Origin of the sequence: Psychrobacter arcticus 273-4 (assembly GCF_000012305.1) — a bacterium.
Lineage (GTDB): Bacteria > Pseudomonadota > Gammaproteobacteria > Pseudomonadales > Moraxellaceae > Psychrobacter > Psychrobacter arcticus.
On record NC_007204.1, the window covers coordinates 1,871,737 to 1,896,548 of the forward strand.

Sequence of the window (24,812 nt, forward strand, 5' to 3'; positions counted from 1 at the left end):
AGCATAAAACCATTAGCCTCTCTCATCTTACCTTGCAAGGCGTATTCTATGTCATCAAAAAAGCCGACTGATATCATTACCAATTGCTAACACCATGAAACCTGCCAGCAAGAGTAAGCCGATATTTAAGCCCACCATTTGCACGCCTTCAGAGAGTGGCTTACCGCGTATCAGCTCGATCAGATAATAGACAATATGACCGCCATCTAATACCGGAATGGGCAACAGATTCAGGACAGCAAGGCTCAAACTGATTAAAGCCGCGGTAGACAACACCATTTGCCAACTGATATCAAAGCTTTGCTTGGCAACTTTTGCAATGGTAATCGGACCTGATAAATTATCAAGACCAATCATACCTGATAGCATCTTGCCCATTGAGCTGACAGTCATGACAGCCAATTGTTCCGTCTTTTCAAACGACTTTATCAACGACTCACCAGGACCATAGACCACAGTGGTTTTGTATTCATCAGGAATAATAATCTCAGACTGTGCCACCATAGCACCAATTTGTCCATAATCGTTACCTAAATTGTCTTTTTTACCTTGCGGCATAATCTGTAATTCAATCGGCTTATCATCACGCAATACGCTAAATGTCAGCAAAGTCTCAGGATTATCGCGAATAATACGAGTGGCGCTGATCCAGTCGTTAATTGCTTCATCATTAATAGCAGTGATACGGTCACTAACTTTTAGACCTTGACGACTGGCCGCGCCATCAGGCGTTAAATCGCCGACTATCGGTGCAATATTCGGTTGCCACGGTATCATACCAAAGCTTGATAGCGCATCTTTGCCTTGCGCCGCGCCTTGCATAAACTCTTTAATAGGTGCTTGGTAGGTCTTGGTTGCACCCTTGTCTACTTCTGATTGCAAGGTAACACTTATATTGGTTGTCTCACCCATGCGCCCAGCAAGGCGATAGTTAATCCCTTCCCACGTCTGCACGTCATGACCATCAATCGCAACGATTTTATCACCAACCGGCAGCTGCGCCATCGCTGCTGGGGTATCCGGTAACACTTGACCAATCTTGGTGGCGAGCTGTTCTGATGGGGTCATAAATAACACCCAGAACAATACAATCGCAATGACAAAGTTCATGATAGGACCGGCGGCGACAATGGCTATTTTCTTAAGCGGATGCTGACGATTAAATGCTAAATGCTGCTCTTCTTTTGCCACCTCACCTTCACGCTCATCGAGCATCTTGACGTAGCCACCGAGTGGTAAGGCTGAAATACGATAATCAATGCCGCTTTTTTTGCTGGTCCAGCCAAAGAGTTTGGGACCAAAACCGATAGAATACGTGAGCACTTTAACGCCGCAAAGTCGCGCCACAATATAGTGACCCCATTCATGCAGAGCAATAAGCGGACCTAAGACAAATATTGCCGCAAGGAGCGTTAATAGAAACGTCATGATCTTTTCTCAGTAGGTACTCTTAATATCATTATTAGATACTCTTAACATCATTATAAAGGTGATAGCGTTTGATACGTCTAGGCCAATCTTGCCACCAGCTTATCAGTATACTGACGTGCTAGATTATCAATCGCCAAAATCTCATCAATATCGGCCGTCTCAGTCAATAACGGCACTTGTATCTCATTCAATGCTTGCTCATTAATATCAGCAATATCCGTCAGACGAATCTTATTGTTCAAAAATGCCGACACTGCAATCTCATTCGCCGCATTTAAAATAATGGTCGCGTGCGTACCCGCTTGCATAGCCTCTCGTGCCAGACGCAAGCAGGCAAACTTTTGCAAATCAGGCTCGATAAACTCTAAACCATTGAGCGCAAATAAGTCTAATGGCTGCGAGCCACTGTCAATACGATCGGGATAACTGAGTGCATGGGCAATGGGCGTTTTCATATCTGGGCTGCCAAGCTGCGCCAAAAAGCTGCCATCGCTATATTCTACCATTGAGTGAATGATACTTTGTGGATGAATCACCACATTTATCTTATTTTCAGGCAAATCAAATAAATGACAGGCTTCAATCAGCTCAAGCCCTTTATTCATCATCGTGGCAGAATCAACCGATATCTTTTGCCCCATCGACCAGTTTGGGTGTTTGACCGCTTCAGCGACGCTTGCTTGCTGCATCTGCGTAAAAGACTGCTGTAAAAACGGTCCGCCAGAAGCCGTCAGCCATAGCTTACGCACGCCATGATTTGATCGGTGGATTTGGGTGTTATCCTGCTGGATGGCAAATGGCAAGCACTGAAAGATAGCGTTATGTTCAGAATCAAGCGGCAACAAGGTTGCATGATGGGTTTTGACCGCATTGATCATCACTTGCCCAGCCATGACCAGTGCTTCTTTATTCGCCAGTAAAATACGCTTGCCTGCTCGCGCGGCGGCTAAAGTAGAAGGCAAACCAGCGGCGCCCACGATGGCAGCAACGACCGTATCAGTTTGCGAATCGGTAGCAATATCTACCAAACCAGCATCGCCGCCGACTACCTCGATATCTAGACCTGCCGCACTAAGACGCTTGGCAAAGTCATCGACTGCGGTTGTCGGTACGCCAACCCGCTTAGGAGCAAACTGCTGACAGAGAGCCAGCAGCTTATCTAAACGATGATAGCCAGATAACGCATAAACGTCGTAATACTGTGGTTGTGCCGCCAAGATGGCTAACGTACTGTCGCCAATTGAGCCTGTCGCGCCTAATACGGCGATACGCTGGGTCATAACCATGAGTGCCTATAAATAATAATGTAAGTAATACTATAGTCGATTCAAAATAAAGTAGATACATCATGTTTTGACGCAGCACTGGTATAAATTTTTCTAGCGTGCTGTGCCTGCGCAGATAGAGGCTGCAAAAAATTCATTCCAGTCCCGCTGTATCATTTTTATACTGGGCTTACTATATAAAAACTAAATCAGCCGACAAGTTTATGTGCTATCAAATGACTACCTAAGCCGTTTTGATAGCTTTAGGTAAATTAAACGACCATTAAACCGAACTGCTGTATCGCCCAAAAACCCAGCGCAAATATCGGCGTAGCAGATAGCAGCGAATCGATTCGATCAAGCACGCCGCCATGCCCTGGCAAAATAGTGCCTGAATCTTTAACATCAGCGCGGCGTTTGAGCATAGACTCGAACAAATCGCCCAGTACTGATGCCAAAATCGTCAGCGCAGACAATGCCACAAACGCGATAAGCGCTGCGCCCGTCAATTGTAACTTAAAGACACTTATGATCACTACGACCAGTAGTCCAGTGACTAAGCCGCCAGCAAGCCCTTCCATAGTTTTATTGGGTGAGACATTTGGTGCCATTTTTCGGCGACCAAGCTTGCGCCCAACAAAGTATGCACCACTGTCTGCACACCAGACCAATAAAAACACATACAGTAGCCACCATGCCGACAATTGCCATAAGTAAAACATAGCAGTAATGGAAGCGGTTAATATCACAGCCCCCATTAGAGCCAATTGCTTACCATACCAATTGGTAGACGTTGGAAAAACTCGTACCCAAGACAGCGCCATTAGCCATATAACGAGAGAAGCTGTCCACCAAAACAGCCATGTGACTTTAAACATCAGTGAGACTAAAGTCAGCAGCAACACCCATAGCACGAAGACCGCTGGCTGACGCCATTTTGGCATCAACTTCGTCCATTCATGGGCAGCAATAATTACCCCAATCACCAAAAGTGGTGCAAACAATATAGGAGTTTGGCTCGCAAACATTGCAATACCAACGATAATAACGAGAACAATTGCCGTCTTAATTCGTTGCCACATATTTATTGAGCCTTATAATAATGAAGGACATTTGATAAAACTGCTGACTATAATAGCGTATGGATAGTGACGCACGCTATTGAAAGTGACTCAAACTGACAAAAGTCGTTTAATGTTATTAACGCAATCTTTAAGATATTTTTTGCGTCGTCACTACTTGTTCACTGGTTTTACCAAAGCGGCGTTGACGTTGGGCAAAATCTTCTAGCATTGCTGCTAGCTCATCGACTCTAAAATCCGGCCACAATGTTGGGGTAAAAAATAGCTCTGCATAGGCGGATTGCCACAATAAAAAATTCGAGAGACGGTACTCACCGCCGGTACGTATCAGCATGTCTACTTCTGGCGCATCCGCCAATTGCACATACTCTCCAAGCTTTTCTTTATCAATATCCTCAATTGCTAAATGACCTGCCTGTACTTGCTGTACCAGCTGTTTTGCTGCATGAGCGATATCCCACTGTCCACCGTAACTGATGGCGATGACCAATGTCATGGCATCAAAATTAGCCGTTTTTGCTTCAGCATCTGCCATCAATATTTGCAAATCATCACTAAGCTGACTGCGGTCGCCGATAAAACGCAGACGAATGCGATATTTCAGCATACGAGGCATTTGCTCACTGATGGTTAAGCGCAGTAAATGCATCAGCAATGCCACCTCGCTTGGTGGACGCTGCCAATTCTCACTTGAAAAAGCAAATACCGTCAAAACTTCAATACCCGTACTGACGCAATACTCAACAATAGGGTCTAGCGCATCTTTGCCAGCGATATGTCCTTGACCTTTGCCTAAATTATGGACTTTGCCATAACGGTTATTGCCGTCCATGATGACAGCGATATGGCGTGGAAGAAGGGCTGGAGCTAAATTATCTAACATAGACATAGGCTAACTTGCTTGTTGTTGAGGTAAAATAATCATAACACGCGCCATACTATATAAAAATCTTAGTACGTAGTTTTTATCAAGCGCTTATAGAGAAGAGTGTTATAAAAAAGATATCTAAAAAGCTTCATCGTCTACACGGAAACAAACAGCCAATAGTACTTTGATATTGGCTGTTTGTTTTTAGCGACTCGTTATATAAAACATTGATAGCACGTCGTTTTGATAGTGATAGAAGGGGCTTACACTGACATCAAATCGCTTTCTTTTTTGCTTAGACGACTATCAATGGTCTCGATATACTTGTCAGTGATTTTTTGAATATCATCACTGGCACGGTGCTCGTCATCTTCTGAGATCTCTTTTTCTTTTGCCAGCTCTTTAATGTCATTCATCATATCACGGCGGATATTGCGAATAGAAACACGGCTATTTTCTGCTTCACCACGTGCCAATTTTTGCATATCGCGGCGTGTCTCTTCTGTCAATGCTGGCATTGGCACGCGAATTACGTCGGCAGTCATTGGATTGAGACCTAGGTCCGCTTCGCGAATGGCTTTGTCAATCGCTTGTACCATAGTGCGGTCAAAAGGCTGTACCAATAATGTACGCGAATCTTCAACGTTGACGCTCGCTACTTGATTGAGCGGTGTATCAGAACCATAGTAACTGACCATCACACCTGACAACATACCTGGATGCGCGCGTCCCGTACGGACTTTACTAAAAGTGCTTTCAAGCGCTTCTAGAGTCTTTTGCATGCGCGCTTCGCCGTCTTGCTTAATCTCTTTAATCATGAGGTATCCTTATTTATCGCTACCGACAAATCATTTATTGTTAATTATAAAAACTATTCAGGTGTTTTTTACAGATAAGCAGCTGTCTTACTTCTACTTATCTTTTTACATGTTTGTGCGTCTGACATTAATGATAGACACGTGTGCCTTCATTTTCACCCATCACAACATTTAATAAGGCATTGGGCTTATTCATATCAAAGACTTGTAATGGCACATCGTGCTCACGACATAACGCAATAGCCGTTAAATCCATCACGCCAAGCTTTTGCTCTAACACTTCATCAAACGTTAACCCGTCGTATTTAACCGCATCGCTATGTAGGCTTGGGTCTTTATCATAAACGCCGTCTACTTTGGTCGCCTTTAGAATCAAGCCCGCTTCAATTTCAATACCGCGTAAGCAAGCTGCTGTATCTGTGGTAAAGAAAGGATTACCCGTACCAGCAACAAAAATGCATACTTCACCATTTTTGAGATAGCGAATCGCATTACGGCTGCTATAGCTTTCAGTCACTTCACCAATCGGTAAGGCTGACATCAGGCGCGTTTTAATATTACGGCGCTCAAGGGCATCACGCATTGCCAGACCGTTCATGACGGTTGCAAGCATGCCCATTTGATCGCCAGTGACGCGGCCAACCAAACCTTCTTTTTGTAATTGAGCACCGCGATATAAGTTACCGCCACCGACCACAATACCCACTTGTACACCAAGTCCACGCAAATGTGCGATAGATAAGCTCATCTTATCGAGCACTTCGGTATCAATACCCATATCTTTAGTACCGGCTAAGGCTTCACCAGAAAGTTTTAGCAAGATACGAGAATAACGCGGGGTTTTGTCAGACATGAGGTCACCTTGTCAGTATTGAATTATAATTAAAGTTATCGGTAAAATACAAATAGAGTTTGCTTTGAGACTTGACGGCATTGCCCCACTTAAGGATAAGCAGGTACAAAGGTCAAATTGCGCTAATTGTAGCAAAAACTGCCCACTATTGGGCAATTTTCACTGACATATTATGTGGGTGCTTGCGCTTTAGGCTTGATAACTGGCAAATAAATCATATTCGCTAGCATCATCGATGGTAACCGTTAAGAACTGTCCGACTTTGACGTGAGCGTCAATATCATCGACATAGACATGACCGTCAATCTCAGGCGCGTCAGCATAACTACGGCAAATCGCTACGCCCTCTTCTCTATCAATTTCGTCCACCAATACCATCAAGGTTTTGCCGATTTTTTCTTGCAGTTTTTGAGCTGAGATATCTTGCTGTAATGTCATCAAACGCTCATAGCGCTCTTGTTTAACGTCTTCTGGCACATGATTTGGCAAGTCATTGGCGACCGCACCTTCAACTTCTGAATAGGTAAAAGCACCAACGCGATCAAGGCGGGCTTCAACCAACCAATCTAGCAAACATTGAAAGTCTTCTTCAGTTTCCCCTGGGAAGCCAACGACGAACGTTGAACGAATAACGATATCAGGGCAAATCTCACGCCATGCATGGATACGCGCCAAGGTATTTTCGCTATGCGCAGGGCGTTTCATCGCTTTTAAAATGCGATGGCTGGCATGTTGGAACGGGATATCTAAATACGGTAATAACTTCTTCTCGCCCATGAGTTCAACGACTTTATCCACGTGTGGATACGGATAAACATAGTGCAGACGCACCCAAATACCCAAATCGTTTAACGCTTGGCATAAGTCATAAAATTTTGACTTAAGCGGCATACCATTCCAAAAGCTGGTCTTATACTTTAAATCCAGCCCATAAGCGGAGGTATCTTGCGAGATAATCAACAGCTCTTTTACACCCGCTTTTTTCAGTGCCAGTGCTTCATTCATCACACTGTCAATCGGACGCGAAACCAAGTCACCGCGTAAACTTGGAATAATGCAGAAGGTACAACGGTGGTTACAGCCTTCTGAAATTTTTAGATAGGCATAATGGCTAGGCGTTAATTTAATGCCCGCCTCATTAATCAAATCTATTTTTGGATCATAACTGGCATCCAAACTACGGTCAGGCTTGGGCACATGCAGTGCAACTGCTCTAATCACTTCGTCATAAGCATGAGCACCAGTCACGGCTAGCACGGCAGGATGCATTTCACGAATTTTATCTGCTTCTTTACCCAAGCAACCCGTCACAATCACTTTACCGTTCTTGCTAATCGCTTCACCGATGGCATCTAGCGACTCTTGTACCGCTGACTCAATAAAGCCGCAAGTATTAACCACAACTAAGTCTGCACCGTCATAGTCACTAGCAACTTGATAACCATCACGGCTCAGTTCTGTAATAATACGCTCACTATCCACCAAAGCTTTTGGACAACCAAGCGATACAAAACCAATCTTTGGCGCTGCTGTTACTGAACTAGAGGCTGTCGCGCTGCTAGTTGCATCACCACTTTGGGCAATGCTACGGTTTTGATTATGATTGGCTTTATGGTGGTAAGGTTGAACACTGTCTATAGAGCTTTGCGCGGGCGTTGCTGTCGGCTTGGCAGGATTAAAGAGAGTGGCAGTGTCTTTTGGGGCAGTAGAAGCTGGCTGTGAAGGGGCAATAGTCGTATTAACGGACTCGGTAGAAATTTTGGGCATGGCTAACCTTGCTAGAGATAAATTGGCTGTGCGCATTGTACGTTTTTTTTGCAAAAATCGCCAGTTTTGCCGCTCTATCGTGTTAATTTATGGTTATATAGTTGAAATACTTTAAAGTCGCTACCGTATTGCTGGTGTAAATTTTTTGCAGCCTCTGTCTGCGTAGGCACAGCAAGCAAGAAAAATTTGCACCAGTAGTACGTGTTGTATCGATATTACTTTTCACCGACTATATATTATATCAAGCATCTATTTATCTGGGTATTACTCATGACCGCTGATTTTATAAGCACAAAACCGACACCTGACTTAGCTTTTATATCACAGCATTTGTTTACGGCTATCTTATGGGTCAATGATGAATTGTCTATTACTTGGCTAAATGCCCAAGCTGAGCAGTTACTAGCGATCAGTAGCGGACGATTGCTTAATCAGTCGGTGTTGATGTTGCTTGCGCCCCAAGAGTTGAAAACCAAAAACAATATTTTTATTAACAGCCCAAAAGATAAAAACTGTTCTTTGACTGAGCGCTTTCATCAAGCAAAGCAGTATCAACAACCTTTTATTGACCATGACCATCTAATAAACACCCAGTTAAATAACAACTTACCACTCTCGATTGACTACAGTGTAACCCCTGTTATTTATCAGCAGCAAAACTATTTTATTATAGAGATGTGGGGCAAAGACCGCCAAAGTCGCATCTCAGAAGAACAGCGCCAACAGCAGCAGTACAATGTTGCGCGCCATATGCTACGCTCGGTTGCCCATGAAATCAAAAATCCGTTGGCTGGTATTCGCGGTGCTGCACAATTGTTGCAGCGTCAATTTATCAAATTTAGTGAGAGCTCTTTTAATCATTACAGTGCTGATACTGACCATACGAGCCTTATTTCAAATCTCACTGTAAAGCCTGATAACCATTTACAAAAAACTGCTGACAAATTACGCAGCTATACCGATATCATCATCTCAGAGACAGATCGCCTAACTCAGCTGATTGGGCAGTTTCTTGGTTCCAATCAATTACCACATTGGCAAACGCTCAATATTCATGAGCCAATAGAGCATGTTTTGGCATTGATCATCCATCAATATCCGCAAGTTTTATTGCAGCGCGACTATGACTTATCGTTACCTGAACTCTGTGCCGATAAAGACCAGTTGATTCAAGTCTTCTTAAACCTAATCAATAATGCTTGCGAGTCCATGACTGAACGTGCACAAACCTTGCTGCATCAAAAACCTTCTGAACTACATGCTTCACCATCAGAGATTAGCGCTTTTAATAGCAATGACGGTTATCAAGCTATTCTGCATATTCAAACTCGAGTTGTTTTTCAGCATACGATTGCTGGGCAGCAACATAAACAAGTACTACAAGTTGCTATCACTGACAACGGTTCGGGCATTCATCAAGATATCATTGGGCAGATATTTTTCCCTATGGTGACCAGTCGCGCACTAGGAACTGGGCTTGGTTTATCCATTGTGCAGGATATTATCAACCGTCATCATGGTATGATTAATGTCAGTTCCACTCAAGATCAGCGCGCCAGTACGAATACTAATGCCAATACCAATAATAAAAACAGCCATCATAGTCAGACCCGCTTTACCCTTTATTTGCCTTTTCATCAGCCAATCGCTGAAAGTTAATGCCACTGTTTTCATCTTCTCATGCTTATTAGGCTAAATACATGACTCAGTATAATGATACCCAACCTGTTACAAGCAATGAGCAAACGCCAATAGTTACAGTCAATAACACTCCTGATAATGAGCCTGCCACTTTATGGCTCATTGATGATGATGCGGCGCTACGACTGGTACTTGCGGATACCTTTGAAGACGCTGGATTGACGGTTATCAGCTTCACCCAAGCACAAGCCGCGTGGACACGCCTTAATGATATTCTGCAAGCGTCAGAGACAGCTGCATTATTACCTGATGTGATATTGACCGATATTCGTATGCCGATGATGGATGGTCTGTCGTTTAGTGATTGGGTGCATCAGCATTTTCCTAAGCTACCGATTGTCATTATGACAGCGCACTCCGATCTTACCTCCGCTATCAGTAGCTATCAGACAGGCGCATTTGAATATCTACCAAAACCTTTTGACTTAGATGATGCCGTTGCCACAATTTATAAAGCCATTAATTATCAGCCGAATCTAGTCGTATCAAATCATTCAATCGAGTCTAATACGAATATAAGTACTGACATCGTATCCGTTGCTACTGTGAAGCCTAATGTCAAAGAACGGCCTATTAGCAAGCCAAATGCAGCCAAATCAGCTAGAAAAACCCCTAAATCTGCTGAAAGTAACGCTCAGGAAAAACCCAAACCCCAAACCAATAACAATCCAAGCGGCATTATTGGTCAATCACAAGCCATGCAAACGGTTTTTCGTGCCATTGGAAGACTCGCGCACTCACCGATTACCGTTTTAATCACTGGTGAATCAGGCACAGGTAAAGAGTTGGTCGCTAGCGCCTTACATCAGCATTCACCGCGAAAAAACAAAACCTTTATTGCCCTTAATATGGCGGCGATTCCGCATGATTTGATTGAGTCTGAATTATTCGGTCACGAAAAAGGCGCATTTACTGGCGCAACAACGACTCGGCAAGGTCGATTTGAGCAGGCTGATGGCGGGACACTATTCTTAGATGAAATCGGTGACATGCCTTTTAGTACCCAAACGCGGCTGCTACGAGTGCTGGCAAATGGTGAATTTTTTCGCGTGGGCGGGCAGCAGCCCGTCAAAGTAGATGTACGCATTATTGCCGCTACCCATCAAAACTTAGAAGAATTGGTCAAACAAGGCAAGTTCCGTGAGGATTTATTTTATCGCCTTAATGTCATTCGTATGCCACTACCACCTTTACGGACGCGACCTGAAGACATTCCAGCATTGGCTAATCACTTTATGCGGCGCGCTGCTAAGCAGATGAATAGTGCAGAGAAAGAGCTCCATCCGACAGTGCTACAGGTGATGCAGTCCTTTGAGTGGCGCGGTAATGTCCGCCAACTTGAGAACGTCTGTCTCTGGTTGACCGTGATGGCGACCGGTTACACCGTTATGATTGATGACTTGCCGCCAGAGTTGCGCGAAAATAGCGCCGCTACCTTAGAAAATCAACAGTCTATATCTTCAGAATATATGACTGAAAATAACCATCTGCAAAGTCAGCAGGCTGCCGGCACCCAAAGCTGGCAGCAAGCCTTAGCCGTTTGGGCTAAGCACTCGCTACAAGCTGGCGCAACCGATATTTTGCAGACAGCAACACCTGAGTTTGAACGGGTCTTACTGACCGCAGCGCTCCATCATAGCGGCGGCAAAAAGACAGCCGCTGCCAACTTACTTGGCTGGGGACGCAATACGCTGACACGTAAATTACAGCAATTAGATCTCTCATCATATCAAGAGTAATATTAGCGTTAATAAAGTGCTAAAAAATATGAATTAAAAAATTAACAATATCAATTATTTATGATATTTAGTAAAAAAAATCGTTAAATAATTAAAAATAAGCGTAAATAGGGCTTGCCAAACGATTCAAACTCTATATAATAGCCAACCACTGAGACGCACTACCGAATCAGTTATTTATCTCAATGGGGTTTGAATATCAACACCAAAGATGATAAGGTAATGAAAATGGGGCTGTGGCGGAATTGGTAGACGCACCAGATTTAGGTTCTGGCGCCGCAAGGTGTGAGAGTTCGAGTCTCTCCAGCCCCACCATTTTCGGATAGTACATCTTAGACCAAATATTAAAGCCTGCTTTTAGCAGGTTTTTTTGTGTCTGAATTTTATGCTGTTTAATTATATAGTTGAAATGCTTTAAAGTCGCTACAGTACTACTGGTGTAAATTTTTTGCAGCCTCTGTCTGCGTAGGCACAGCAAGCAAGAAAAATTTGCACCAGTAGTACGTGTTGTATCGATATTACTTTTCACCGACTATAGCGTCTCTAAATCGCTCAACACCTCCTCCATGTTTTGATAGCGCTTGTCCATCCTCTTTGCCAGTGCTTTATCGGCAATACATTGATAATGACGATACTCTAAGGGCAAGATGGGTATCGGATGCTGGCAGTGCTGGGTCGCCCACTCTCTCAACCACTCATCATTTTTTGAGTCTAAATTAAACGGTCGCTCACCGACTAATATTTCATACATCATAATTCCAAATGCGTATATGTCGCTTTGTACCGTTGCACGCTGACCTTGCCAACGCTCAGGGGCAAGGTAGGCAGGCGTGCCAGCACTACTTGCTGAACTTGGCTTATGAAGAGCTCTCGCCAAGGCAAAATCAGTCAATAAAAAATCAAACGTGATACGGCTATTATCCGCATTATTTGTTAGGAAACCTTCTAGCAAAATATTACTGGGCTTAATATCATTATGTAGCCAGCCTACTTGATGTAAGTGATAGATAAGATAAGCAGATTGCACGATAAATTGATGTTTTTGCGTCTCTGTTAATAATAAATGCTTTTGAGCGCTCAGCTGATTTGCCAAGCTGCCATTAGGATAATAAGGCATGACAAGCACCGTCAGCTGCTGCCGCCCTAATATTTGCAAAGTGATATTTTCATAGGCTAATAGTGGTGGCGCTATAGCGGTAAAACTATTTTGATTTTTCGATAAACTATTTATAGATGTTAGAACATTAGCTTCATAAGTTAAATCAGCAGAATTTTGATTATTATCAGCACATAACTGCCATTTAATCATCACCTGACCAAACTGTAGATGTTGTGCGCGTGTTAAGCCTTGATAGTCAAGCTCGCTACCATTACTTTGCTGACTGAGGCGTTGAGGCGATATCTCGCTATAATTTAGGTTAGAAAAGAATATAGTCAATGCTGGCAGGATTTGTTGCGCTTGTGTTCGCAACGCTTGTTTTGCACCTGCTTGTATTGTAGACGGAATACTGGCACTATTTTTCATGGTAAAGTGATGCCTCTATATATCTAATATCATCTTAATTCTTTATGAGTAACCAAGTATTATGTCTCAATCACCCAAGCCCGTTATGAATTATGCCCTGCCCGACCATTTATTGGATTTACTCGGGAAGTATCTGCAAGAGCAGGTCACGCCAACCATTGAGATCGATCCTGCGCAGCTGGCTTATCGCTGGGTCGGTGGGCAGACTGGACATTTAGAGCCGCTAGCCGTTAATTTATTTTTAAATTTAGATGACTTACATGGTATCGATACCCAAAAATCAAAGCTGGTACAAAACACGTGTCAATTCCTCAAAGGCTATCCTGCCAATCACGTGTTGATGACAGGGACACGGGGTGCTGGAAAATCATCGCTGATTCGGGCATTGCTACAAGCCTATCATAATGAAGGTCTGCGCATTATTGAAATTGCCCGTGATGATTTAAAAATGCTTGATAAAATACGGGCAGCGATTAAAGCATTGCCAGCTGACTGCAAATGTCGCTATGTGGTGTACTGTGATGACTTGGCATTTAATGGTCAAGATGAAAGCTACCGTACCTTAAAAAGTGTGCTCGATGGCGCCCTTGATTCAGAGCAAGACAAGTTATTGGTCTATGCGACCAGTAACCGCCGCCATCTACTACCGCAGCTGATGAAAGACAATGTTAATATTTATAATGGTCAAACCGATGAGGTTAACCCTTATGAGACCATCGATGAGACGGTGTCATTATCTGACCGTTTTGGTTTATGGCTATCATTTCATCCAATGGATCAAAACACTTATTTACACATCGTGCATCATTATTTATCTATTCAACAGAAAATCGATGCTAGAACTCTTCATGATGACATGCACGGTGATGCAGCAAATAAAGGTGCAGAGAGCATTGATGAGCTACCCACTCATATCAGAGCAGCCGCATTACGCTGGGCATCAGAGCGCGGTGGACGTTCGGGACGAGTGGCGTATCAGTTTAGTCGTTACTGGATAGGACAGACCCAATTGGCAGCTGAAGACAACCTTTCTCAAAAATTCATCTGAAGTACCCAAAAAAGTGAGTTTTAGCATAGATACGCTCTTTTATCCAAATCCTTATTTTCTATAACGACTGGCATAGCATGGTTCTTTGACCTTTAATCATCTGCCCACCATTGGCCTTGGCCGTGCATTCATTGACCATATTGGACTCATAAGATTTCCAACCACCATAAAAGCTGGCAACACACAGCAAAACTACCAGCAGTTTTTGTGACCATGCTTTGATAGAGACCTGCTGGCTATTCACATTGCCATCAGCTCTATTAAGTGAGTGTTCAGCAGCACTGTTGGTATTGTCGGTATCGGTATCGGCAATGTCATTATTCAATTTATTTAAGTCTGTCATTTTTTATCCTAAAAAAGGTTCTGTCTATGAATAAACAAAACCTTTTATTGTTATATTAAATCAATGGTTAACAATAAGCGCCGCACTTAAAACTGTAGACGACCGCCCTTTTCTTCTGCACGTTTAAAGGCATCACGCTCTTCACAACGCTTAAGCCAAGTTAAGATATTGGTATATTTACTACTGTCTAAACCTGTGCCTGCATTGGCACCGACCACAGCCAGATGAATCTGAATATCAGCGGCGCTAAATTCTGCCCCTGCAAACCAATGATTGTCTTGTAAATGCTGCTCCATCATATCGAGTATGGCAGTCAAGCTATTGTTTATGACATTTTTTTCGACTTGCTTTTTGATGCTTTTGCTCACAGGTTTGATCAGCATCGGCGACTGCTCAACCACTTTAGTGAATACCAAACGCATGACCAACGGCGGCATTAGTGATGCTTCGGCAAAGTGTAGCCAAAAAGTATAGGCTTCCCACGCCGCTTCATTGTCATCAGCAGGCTTAAACTGCTTTTCTTTATCATAATACTTTAATAGATACTCGATGATAAAGCCTGACTCGATGAGCACACGGTCATTTATTTCTAACATGGGTGCATGGCCGAGCGGATGTATTTGTTTTAAACTGTCAGGCGCGCGGTAAGCTTTGTTACGCTGATGACAGGTCAATTGGTAGTCGACATTCAGCTCTTCTAATAACCATAAGATACGAAATGAGCGTGAGTTTGCCAGATGATGAAGATGTAGCATAGACCATCCTTATAATAAGTTTTGAGTATTCAAGAGCAGATTTTATAAGTCAATTCTTCAATATTCTGTTTAAATAAATGGGTTTGATAAATCAAATAACCCGATTTAAGTTAATAATAATGCTTAATAATAACTCAGTTACTGTTTTAATTATAGCTTTGCTTACCAAGCCACGTTTATCGCCCGATACTATAGTCGGTGAAAAGTAATATCGATACAACACGTACTACTGGTGCAAATTTTTCTTGCTTGCTGTGCCTACGCAGACAGAGGCTGCAAAAAATTTACACCAGCAATACGGTAGCGACTTTAAAGTATTTCAACTATATTGATCATTACCTCAATAACAACAGCCTTAAAAAATAGAAAAAAACAAAGCCTCCAACGATAACGTCAGAGGCTTTTTTTATAAAAGGTAATAAAAGAATGGATCAAAAAGCTCACTAATAAAAGCGTTATTCGTCAGTGTCAGTTTCTGAATGACTAGCCTCATCAAAGTATGTTTCTGTAGCATCACTATTTGCCGCATCCACATCCATCTGTTCTTGACCTTTTACTTCAAACGTTCCGTCTTCTTTCATCGCATCAATCAGCTCATTGTCGCCTTCTTCGTGTTCAACACGCGCCATAGCAACCAGCTTTTCATCTTTTGATAAACGAATCAAAGTGACGCCTTGGGTATTACGACCTGAGCTGGCAACATGCTGTACCGGCGTACGTACCAAAGTGCCTTTGTCTGAGATCAAAATAATATCATCTTCAGGCTCAACCTTGGTTGCTCGTACAAGCTCACCATTACGCGCACTAGTCTTGATAGCAATCACACCGCCACCACCACGATTTTGAGTGTTAAACTCATCAATAAAGGTACGTTTGCCAAAACCATTTTCACAAGCAATTAAGATTTCGCGGACGTCATCTTCAATCACTACCAACGATTTGATAAATTCATCAGCAGTCAGGCGCATGCCACGGACACCTTTCGCAGTACGACCCATAGCACGAGCATCATTCTCATTGAAACGAATGGCTTTACCACTTGACGCAAATAGCATGACCTCTTGGCTACCATTGGTGATACGAGCGCTCACCAATTTATCGCCTTCCTCTAGACCAACGGCAATCAAGCCATTCGAGCGAATATTGGCAAACTGCTTAAGCTCTACTCGTTTCACGGTACCATTGGCAGTTGCAAAGAACACAAAAGGTGGCTCTGCTTGAGTGCTATCGTCTAATAGATCATTATCACTATCTACTAGGGCATCTGTTGATGATGTTTCACCTTTTACCGATAGCTCTTCTACTATTTTTGGAATAGGCAATATCGTTGTGACCGTTTCATCAGCATGTAAGCCAATAAGATTGACCAGTGGACGACCACGGGCGCCACGGCTGGCAATCGGCACCTCAAAACCACGTAGGCTAAAGACACGACCCGTATCAGTAAAGCATAGTACGGTTGCGTGCGTCGACGTGACAACTAAATGATCAATCACATCGTCTTCTTTCATTGCCGTCGCTGATTTGCCTTTACCACCACGTTTTTGCGCGACATAATCATCAATTGGCTGAGTTTTCGCATATCCGGTACGTGATACCGTCATGACAACCGTTTGCTCTGGAATAAGATCTTCACGGTTAAAGTCCATGCGTGAATCAATAATATCAGTGCGGCGCTCATCACCAAAGTTGTCACGAATCTCAATCATCTCATTTGAGATAATAGTCATTAGCTTATCAAAATCACCAAGAATCGATTCTAAGTGAGCGATTTCACGCAGTAAGTCTTGATATTCTTCAGTCAATTTGTCTTGCTCAAGACCTGTCAAGCGATGCAACTGCATGTCTAAAATGGCATTGACCTGCTCAAGTGATAAGCGATAGCTTGCTTGATTGTCAATCAGACCAAATGGTGCTTTTGGATCTTCACCTTCGATAAAGTCTGGACGTACCGACTGGCTGCCTGCAGCGGTTAGCATCGCCACAACGCTACCTGAGCCCCAAATGTTACTCAATAGATTTTCACGAGCCAAGCCGCGGTTTGCAGAGGCTTTAATCGTCGCAATAATCTCATCAATATTAGCAAGTGCAACGGTCAAACCTTCAAGCAAATGACCACGGACACGGGCTTTATTAAGCTCAAAAATGGTACGGCGCGTGACGACTTCTTGGCGATGGCGGACAAATGCGGCAATCAGCTGACGTAAGGTCAATAGCTTTGGCTGACCATTATCGAGCGCCACCATATTGATACTAAAGCTAGATTCAAGTGGTGTTTGCAGGAATAGGTTATTGACGATGACTTCAGCAGTCTCACCGCGACGCAAATCGATAGCGATACGCATGCCATCTTTGTCAGACTCATCACGAATCTCGCTAATACCTTCGATTTTTTTATCACGCACCAGCTCTGCGATACGTTCAATCAGCTTGGCTTTATTGGTCTGATAAGGCACTTCGGTGAAGACAATGCGCTCACGGTCACGGTTGACGCCTGTCTCACTCATCGGCTCAATAATATAACGACCGCGTACGTGCAAGCGACCTTTACCGGTACGATAAGCATCTAAGATACCCGCACGACCATAAATAATACCGCCTGTCGGAAAGTCAGGACCTAAGATATGAGACATCAGCTCTTCAGCAGATATTTGCGGGTTTTCGGCATAAGCTAAGCAGGCGTTAATCACTTCCGTCAGATTGTGCGGCGCCATATTCGTTGCCATACCAACTGCAATACCAGTAGCACCGTTAATCAATAAATTAGGAATACGCGCAGGCAACACGCTTGGCATACGCTCAGAGCCATCGTAGTTGTCTTCCCAGTCAACCGTATCTTTGTCCAAGTCAGCAAGCATCTGATGGGTGAGCTTGGTCATACGTACTTCGGTATAACGCATCGCTGCCGGAGGATCATCATCAATCGAGCCAAAGTTACCTTGACCATCAACCATCGGGTAACGCAAGCTAAAATCCTGCGCCATACGCACGATGGCATCATAGACTGCGCTATCACCATGTGGGTGATATTTACCAATGACATCGCCGACCACACGTGCGGACTTCTTGTAGGCTTTGTTATAATCATTAGACAATACATGCATCGCGTACATCACACGGCGGTGTACTGGTTTGAACCCATCACGCACATCAGGCAGCGCGCGCGAGACGATCACGCTCATCGCATAATCCAAATAGGACTGCTTTAATTCGTCCACAATGGCAATAGGACTGACCGATTCGCTCATATACACTCCCTCACTCACATCCACTCTCTAGTATTGACATACATAAGCAATGATGGGCAACAATAACGGCACCAAAGCGCCGTTATATAATAAACACAGTGACCATCAAAAAAGACTTAGCAACCACTCAAATCTATAGAGAATTAGCGATAGTTTTAATGTTGAATAAAAGAAGCTATTTTAGCACAAATTTGTTAATTTAGGGGCATCTAGATGCCCCTAAATTAAGTAAAACTGCTTATTAGTCGCTACTTTCTGAGACAGTTATTACGATTAAAAACCCTTTACCGACAGCGTTGTCCTGACTTAGTAATTTTACCAATCTTGCAATTGAACTTGCTGACTTTTAAGCCATATGAGATGCTGATTATTTTGTTTTAACAAGACATATTTTATCTTTGCACTTGATAAACATAATGGATTCAATTTGAAAATAATACCTTAAAAAGGCTAAAGCAACGCTAGATTAGCTTCATGCTTTATTGTACGATACAGCACCATAACCCTCCCGATATAGACCGCCTTTTATGCCGACAAAACCTCAAGATATTAACAATAGCGAAGCGGCAGACTCTACAGAAAATCTGACAACACAAGCGATAGAAGAAGTTGCACGTACGGATCGTAGCTTTGATGCGATTGCCGATCATTTTGAAAAAAAGGTCTATGGTGGTTTAAAGGGAGACATTCGATTAGCAGTATTGCGCCGTGATATTTTTGACTATTGTGCGCAGATGAGCGGAAAACTTGGGCGACCGTTACGTATTTTAGATGTGGGCGCAGGACTGGCGCAAATTGCGATTGAGCTTGCCATTCAAGGGCATACCTTGGTCATCAATGATATTTCAGCCAATATGTTAGATAAAGCGCAGGCGAGCGTTGTACAAGGCAATGAGAACCCTGAGAAATTGGCTATCACTTGGCATGTATGCCCGTATCAAGAGCTTGAAGAAAAATTGGCTGGTAAAACAGAGAAGTTCGATTTGATTATGTGTCACGCACTGATCGAATGGTTAGCAGAACCTATCGAGGTGATGGACTTTTTTGATCAGCAATTAACCGATAATGGGGCGCTATCGCTGTGCTTTTATAATCCAGCAAGTTTTGATTATCGTAACTTGATAATGGGCAATTTTAATTTGCTTGATAACACTGCATATAAAGCGGACAATAAAAAGAGCCTAACGCCCAATCATCCGGTTGCAAAGGAAGAGGTTGAGGCTTGGTTAGAGGTTCATCATTATCACACGGTACTTGCCAGTGGTCTTCGCGTGTTCCACGATTATTCGCCGCTTAAACGTGGCGGTCATAACGACCCTGAAGCAGTCATACGCATGGAGCTACGCTACTCGCAATTAGAGCCGTATAAGTGGCTTGGTCGCTACTTACATATATTGGCAACTCGGCACAATTAACGGTGATAACTGCTTTTAATAAGAATTATCAAGAGTCATTCTTGATAATCGCTATAGTTGAAATACTTTAAAGTCGCTACCGTATTGCTGGTGTAAATTTTTTGCAGCCTCTGTCTGCGTAGGCACAGCAAGCAAGAAAAATTTACACCAGTAGTACGTGTTGTATCGATATTACTTTTCACCGACTATATCTTATTTCTTCAATTCTCTCTGATCTATCATATTCTGACCAAGTCGTAGTATTGATATCTTTTTCATCAAATACCACGACATGCTCTAGTATCGGTAAGATGCCAATTTGCGTGCCGATGTCATGATTATGATGACTGGCGACTAAGGACAACACGGTTTGACCATCATCCAGTTGCAAGCGATAGAGATAGTTGGCACCGCGAAACACCCGACCAACCACTAATGCAGTCTGCGTACTTTCATCATCATGGACAATATCATCGGGACGTACCAATACTTTAATCGGCGTACCATTTGGATAATCGTACTCACAATACTGCGGCTGACCTGACGCATCATAGACTTCCATCCGTCGATAAATATCACCAAGTGCCGTCTCGACATGACCTTCTTTGATGATGCCATCTATCATCGCGCCTTCGCCGACGAACTCAGCGACAAACGGGCTGACCGGCTCATGATATAGCTCACTTGGGGTTGCCCACTGTACCAGCTTACCCTGATGCATAACTCCGACTTTATCAGCAAGCGCAAACGCTTCATTTTGATCGTGAGTGACCAAAATAGCAGTGGTATTGGTGCGCTTAAGAATATCGCGAACATTCATCGCCAGTGATTCACGCAACACCACATCCAAGTTCGAAAACGGCTCGTCGAGCAGCAACAGCTTAGGCTTTGGCGCTAATGCACGAGCCAACGCCACCCGTTGTTGTTGTCCGCCTGATAGCTCGCTTGGGCGCTTATCGGCATGTTCAGACAATGCCACCAGCGCGAGCATCTCAGCAACGCGGGCTTTTTTGTCGGCAGCAGACCATTTATTGAGACCAAAGGCGATATTTTTTGCCACGCTTAAATGACCGAACAGCGCATAGTCTTGAAACACCATGCCCATCCCACGTTTGGCTGGCGCAACGGCAAATGAGACACGTGCTGCTTGCTCTGTCAGCCGCTGAGTGTTTAGAGTGATTTTACCGCCGCGACTCTCTTCTAATCCCGCAATCGCTCTTAATGCCGTGGTCTTGCCGCAGCCGCTATAACCCAAAAAGCAGCCAATTTCACCTTGCTGCAAGTTTAGCGATAAACCATTGACCACTATGGTATCGTCATAGCCAACCACCAAGTCTTGTACACTAAAATACGGCTGAGTGGCGGCGGTCTCATGATGTTGAACGAAGGAGCTATCTAAACTAGCAGTGCTGTGTTGTAACTCCTTCTCCGCTAAAGCTTGCGCCATTTGTGCCTTAGTTATGATGGTAATAGGTGGCTTTTTCACATTACTTAGTCGTGCTTTGCTCTGAGGCTCTACAGACTCAGAGTCTGCTGGATTTATTGAATCGTTCATCAAGTCAGTATACATAGACAGTACCAGTAAGCTATAGTCGGTGAAAAGTAATATCGATACAACACAACACGTACTACTGGTGCAAATTTTTCTTGCTTGCTGTGCCTACGCAGACAGAGGCTGCAAAAAATTTACACCAGTAGTACTGTCGCGACTTTAAAGTATTTCAACTATATTAGTTAAGAAAAACCAGCTTCACAATGTTGAAAATATTGAACGTTAAAAGTGTGAACAATGTGAGAAGCACCCATTAAAATCTGTCGATCACTTAAGCACAATGTTTTAATCAAAAAATACGTTAACCTTGCTTGTCACTTTGACGCAGTAATATCCAGACAGGAATAAGACCGACCAGCACAATCAATAGACTTGGCAATGCGGCTCGTCCCCACATGCCCTCACTGGTCATCTCAAACACCCGTACCGCCAGCGTATCCCAGCCTTGGCGCCGTGTCATCAACGTAATCGGCATCTCTTTCATGACTTCGACAAAACCCATCAACAAACCCGTCAATACCCCTGGGCTCAATACGGGCAACATCACTTGCCGCCAGCGCTGAAAAGGACTATCGCTAAGCAATTTAGCAGCCGCTTCTTGATTGACCGTTAAACGCTGAAGCTGACGGTCTACCGGCTGAAAGCTCACCGTCATAAAACGTGTCGATAAAGCCAGCAGCATCACAATCACACTACCAGATAAAAACTGCGTAGAGGTTATACCAAAAGCAATCAGCTGATTATCAAGCCAAGCAATCGGAATAAAGATACCGACCGCTAATACCGTACCTGGTACTACATAACCCAAATTGGCTAAGACAGTCATAAGCTTGGTCGATTTATCCGGATATTGACGCTTAATCCACGCAATCATAATCGCTAAGACCGCGATAAACGCGGTGGTCATACTAGCAATCATGAGGCTATTGGTGACAAAATCAATATAGCGGGCATCAAAATCTTGCTGGAAATTTGCCGCTGTCCAATAGATAAGCTGTGCAAAGGGTATCAAAAATGCTATTAAGAATACCAGCGTACAAAGCAGCGTCATAGCAAGCTTAGCCGGTTTACTAACCTCAAAACGTTGGCTACTACCTTGCGTAACGATCTTGCCGCGTTTTGCCTGCCAATATTGCTCAAATAGGACAACGATGAAGACCACACCAATTAATAGCGCTGCCAACTGTGCCGCTGTCGTCAAGCTAAAAAACCCAAACCAGGCTTTATAAATAGCAGTAGTAAAGGTATCGACATTAAATACCGATACCGCACCAAAGTCCGCTAGCGTCTCCATACTTGCCAGTAGCAAACCACCGATGACCCAAGGCAATGCTTGCGGTAATGCCAACCGAAAAAACACTCGACCACGACTTAAGCCAAGCATCTGCCCAGCTTCTATCGCTCGCCTACCTTGAGATAAAAAGGCTTGGCGCGCCAGCAAATAAACATAAGGATAAAAGGCGAATGACAATATCAGCCCTGCGCCCCAGACGTTACGTACCGATGGAATGGCAGCCGTAAAACCAAAATCTCTTAATGCGGTTTGTAATGGTCCACTAAAATCAACAATACCGACTGTGACAAATGCCAAAACATAAGCTGGCATCGCCAGCGGTAACATCAGCGCCCACGAAAAAAACCGCTGTCCAGGGAAGCGGTACATACTCGTAAGCCATGCCAATGCCGTGCCAATCGTGCCAGAAATCACTGTGACCATCAATAGTAAAATAGCCGTATTTTTGAGCACTTGCGGCAATACGTACTCACGCATATGCGCCCAAATATCAGCGACTGGCTGCGTCCATGACAATAACACGATTAAAATCGGTACTAGCATAAACAACGAAATCAGTCCTAAGACTGATTTCGAGATGACACGTTTACGGGTAGCATGGTCTTGGCGAATAGAGTTACTCGTATCGCCTTTCTCATTGCTTTCATTACTTTCATTGACAGTATCATTCTGACTTGCAGACGCTTCTGGCATTGTTATCATAAGTTGTTACCGTAGCATACGCATCATAACTCTATTAAATGACTGGCAGCTTTTTATTTATAGCCTGCTTTGTCCATCATTTGAATGGCTTGGGTTTGTAATTTACCAAACTTCTGTACATTTATATCGTCTGGTTTGAACTGACCCCAAGATCTAAGCATCTCCGACTCATCAATCCCAACTTTGACTGGGAATTCTTTATCAGCGCTGGCATAAAGACCTTGCGCTTTATCAGAAGACAACCATTCCATCAGTTTCAATGCGCCATCAGCATTGTCTGAACCCGCTACTACGCCAGCACCTGAGATATTAACATGCGTACCTGTCGTGCCTTGGTTTGCCCAAAATATTTTTACTGGGAAATCAGGCTTTTCATCCAGTATACGACCATAGTAGTAGCTGTTAGCAATACCCACTTCACACTGACCAGCGGCGATAGCTTTTAGTAGATTGGTATCATCGCTAAAGACGTCGGTTGCTAAGTTATCAACCCAACCACGGATGACCGCTTCTGTTTTTTCAGCACCTAAATGTTCCATCATGCTAGCAACCAATGACTGGTTATAAACCTTTTTCGAGGTGCGTAGACACAATTTTCCTTTCCACTTTGGATCCGCCAAATCTGCATAAGTTGATAACTGATCAGCGCTTACTTTACTTGGATCATAAAAAATCGTACGAGCGCGTAATGACAAGCCCGTCCAAAGACCTGCTGGATCACGATATTTAGCCGGTACGTTTGCTTCCAAAACGCTAGAAGCAACTGGCTGTAATAAACCTTGCTCAGTCGCTTGCCATAAGTTACCCGCATCAACGGTCAACAAAATATCGGCTGGCGTGTTTTTACCTTCCGCCTGTAAGCGCGCCATCAGTGGACCATCTTTGTCTGTAACCAGCTCAACCTTCACACCCGTCTGTTCAGTGTAGCGATCTAATAAAGGCTTGATTAGCTGCTCGTTACGTGATGAGTAGATAGTCACTGTCTGTCCATCAGCGCTAGCCGCGTTGTCTTTTGCTACTTCTTGCTCAGTGCTTGGCGCTGGCGTTTCAGTTTCAACGCTTTCTTCTGGCGTCGATGAATTACTACAGCCAGCAAGCGCCAACATCATGCCAAATACGGCAACCGGTAAAGTAAGCTTGGTAGAAGATAAATTTGCACTGATCACATTCAATAACATGGCTTTCCCCATAATAGCGCGACGGATAGGTAAGATAAAACGACATTAAAAATCATAGCTTGATAGGATTAATAAGACCCTAATGTCTGGAAAGCATATACTAATGGAAATGAGATTAATTATCAATACATTTATTTAGCCCAATTATTCAGTTAAATAATGGATAATTAATGATGTTTAGAGTGGTTTTTTAAAAGAGTTTTGATGCATTGTTCAAATGAGATTTACCGTTGTTATTACCTTATAATA

General features: G+C 43.5%; 18 protein-coding genes and 1 tRNA gene. 5 read left to right on the plus strand and 14 right to left on the minus strand.

Features of this window, described 5'->3' with window-relative positions:
• Positions 1 to 54: 54 nt before the first annotated feature.
• From rseP to rimO, 7 genes are all read right to left on the minus strand, one after another.
• Positions 55 to 1,428, minus strand: a complete 1,374-nt coding sequence (gene rseP / locus PSYC_RS07920; protein ID WP_011280795.1) for an RIP metalloprotease RseP — start codon at positions 1,426 to 1,428, stop codon at positions 55 to 57.
• A gap of 80 nt (positions 1,429 to 1,508) precedes the next feature.
• A complete protein-coding gene (gene ispC / locus PSYC_RS07925) occupies positions 1,509 to 2,717 on the minus strand; it encodes a 1-deoxy-D-xylulose-5-phosphate reductoisomerase (RefSeq protein ID WP_011280796.1) in 1,209 nt (402 codons plus the stop codon).
• A gap of 251 nt (positions 2,718 to 2,968) precedes the next feature.
• Entirely contained in the window at positions 2,969 to 3,778 is an 810-nt protein-coding gene (locus PSYC_RS07930) for a phosphatidate cytidylyltransferase (protein ID WP_011280797.1), read from the minus strand.
• A 130-nt stretch (positions 3,779 to 3,908) separates the two neighbouring features.
• Positions 3,909 to 4,667, minus strand: coding sequence for a polyprenyl diphosphate synthase (uppS, locus tag PSYC_RS07935; RefSeq protein WP_011280798.1), 759 nt, complete (start codon positions 4,665 to 4,667; stop codon positions 3,909 to 3,911).
• A gap of 242 nt (positions 4,668 to 4,909) precedes the next feature.
• Complete coding sequence (frr, locus tag PSYC_RS07940) at positions 4,910 to 5,464, minus strand: ribosome recycling factor (RefSeq protein WP_011280799.1); 555 nt, start codon at positions 5,462 to 5,464, stop codon at positions 4,910 to 4,912.
• Positions 5,465 to 5,591: 127 nt separating this feature from the next.
• Complete coding sequence (pyrH, locus tag PSYC_RS07945; RefSeq protein WP_011280800.1) at positions 5,592 to 6,317, minus strand: UMP kinase; 726 nt, start codon at positions 6,315 to 6,317, stop codon at positions 5,592 to 5,594.
• 189 nt (positions 6,318 to 6,506) lie between these two features.
• Positions 6,507 to 8,084 (minus strand): 30S ribosomal protein S12 methylthiotransferase RimO, encoded by a 1,578-nt coding sequence (gene rimO, locus PSYC_RS07950; RefSeq protein WP_011280801.1) that lies wholly within the window; start codon positions 8,082 to 8,084, stop codon positions 6,507 to 6,509.
• A 270-nt stretch (positions 8,085 to 8,354) separates the two neighbouring features.
• Here rimO and PSYC_RS07955 point away from each other — a divergent pair, with 270 nt between their 5' ends.
• The 3 genes from PSYC_RS07955 (at position 8,355) to PSYC_RS07965 (ending at position 11,839) form a co-directional block, all read left to right on the plus strand.
• Positions 8,355 to 9,743 (plus strand): two-component system sensor histidine kinase NtrB, encoded by a 1,389-nt coding sequence (locus PSYC_RS07955; RefSeq protein ID WP_011280802.1) that lies wholly within the window; start codon positions 8,355 to 8,357, stop codon positions 9,741 to 9,743.
• Positions 9,744 to 9,784: 41 nt separating this feature from the next.
• Entirely contained in the window at positions 9,785 to 11,524 is a 1,740-nt protein-coding gene (locus PSYC_RS07960; RefSeq protein WP_011280803.1) for a sigma 54-interacting transcriptional regulator, read from the plus strand.
• A gap of 230 nt (positions 11,525 to 11,754) precedes the next feature.
• A tRNA-Leu gene (locus PSYC_RS07965) sits at positions 11,755 to 11,839 on the plus strand.
• 217 nt (positions 11,840 to 12,056) lie between these two features.
• On the opposite strand, the gene PSYC_RS07970 is transcribed toward PSYC_RS07965, so the two are convergent.
• Positions 12,057 to 13,049, minus strand: a complete 993-nt coding sequence (locus PSYC_RS07970; protein ID WP_011280804.1) for a serine/threonine-protein kinase — start codon at positions 13,047 to 13,049, stop codon at positions 12,057 to 12,059.
• Between the two features lie 61 nt (positions 13,050 to 13,110).
• Between PSYC_RS07970 and PSYC_RS07975 the strand changes: the two genes are divergently transcribed.
• On the plus strand, positions 13,111 to 14,097 hold the full coding sequence (locus PSYC_RS07975) for an ATP-binding protein (RefSeq protein ID WP_011280805.1): 987 nt from the start codon (positions 13,111 to 13,113) through the stop codon (positions 14,095 to 14,097).
• A 58-nt stretch (positions 14,098 to 14,155) separates the two neighbouring features.
• On the opposite strand, the gene PSYC_RS07980 is transcribed toward PSYC_RS07975, so the two are convergent.
• From PSYC_RS07980 to gyrA, 3 genes are all read right to left on the minus strand, one after another.
• Positions 14,156 to 14,440: a hypothetical protein gene (locus tag PSYC_RS07980; protein ID WP_011280806.1), complete on the minus strand. Its 285-nt coding sequence runs from the start codon at positions 14,438 to 14,440 to the stop codon at positions 14,156 to 14,158.
• An 86-nt stretch (positions 14,441 to 14,526) separates the two neighbouring features.
• A complete protein-coding gene (locus PSYC_RS07985; protein WP_011280807.1) occupies positions 14,527 to 15,195 on the minus strand; it encodes a glutathione S-transferase in 669 nt (222 codons plus the stop codon).
• A 455-nt stretch (positions 15,196 to 15,650) separates the two neighbouring features.
• Complete coding sequence (gene gyrA / locus PSYC_RS07990; RefSeq protein WP_011280808.1) at positions 15,651 to 18,443, minus strand: DNA gyrase subunit A; 2,793 nt, start codon at positions 18,441 to 18,443, stop codon at positions 15,651 to 15,653.
• A gap of 527 nt (positions 18,444 to 18,970) precedes the next feature.
• On the opposite strand from gyrA, the gene PSYC_RS07995 reads away from it, so the two are divergent.
• Entirely contained in the window at positions 18,971 to 19,858 is an 888-nt protein-coding gene (locus PSYC_RS07995) for a methyltransferase domain-containing protein (RefSeq protein ID WP_011280809.1), read from the plus strand.
• Positions 19,859 to 20,036: 178 nt separating this feature from the next.
• Here PSYC_RS07995 and PSYC_RS08000 read toward each other — a convergent pair whose 3' ends face one another.
• From PSYC_RS08000 to PSYC_RS08010, 3 genes are all read right to left on the minus strand, one after another.
• Positions 20,037 to 21,392: an ABC transporter ATP-binding protein gene (locus PSYC_RS08000; protein ID WP_406621522.1), complete on the minus strand. Its 1,356-nt coding sequence runs from the start codon at positions 21,390 to 21,392 to the stop codon at positions 20,037 to 20,039.
• Positions 21,393 to 21,690: 298 nt separating this feature from the next.
• On the minus strand, positions 21,691 to 23,385 hold the full coding sequence (locus tag PSYC_RS08005; RefSeq protein WP_011280811.1) for an ABC transporter permease: 1,695 nt from the start codon (positions 23,383 to 23,385) through the stop codon (positions 21,691 to 21,693).
• Positions 23,386 to 23,438: 53 nt separating this feature from the next.
• Complete coding sequence (locus PSYC_RS08010; protein ID WP_011280812.1) at positions 23,439 to 24,563, minus strand: Fe(3+) ABC transporter substrate-binding protein; 1,125 nt, start codon at positions 24,561 to 24,563, stop codon at positions 23,439 to 23,441.
• Positions 24,564 to 24,812: the final 249 nt, after the last annotated feature.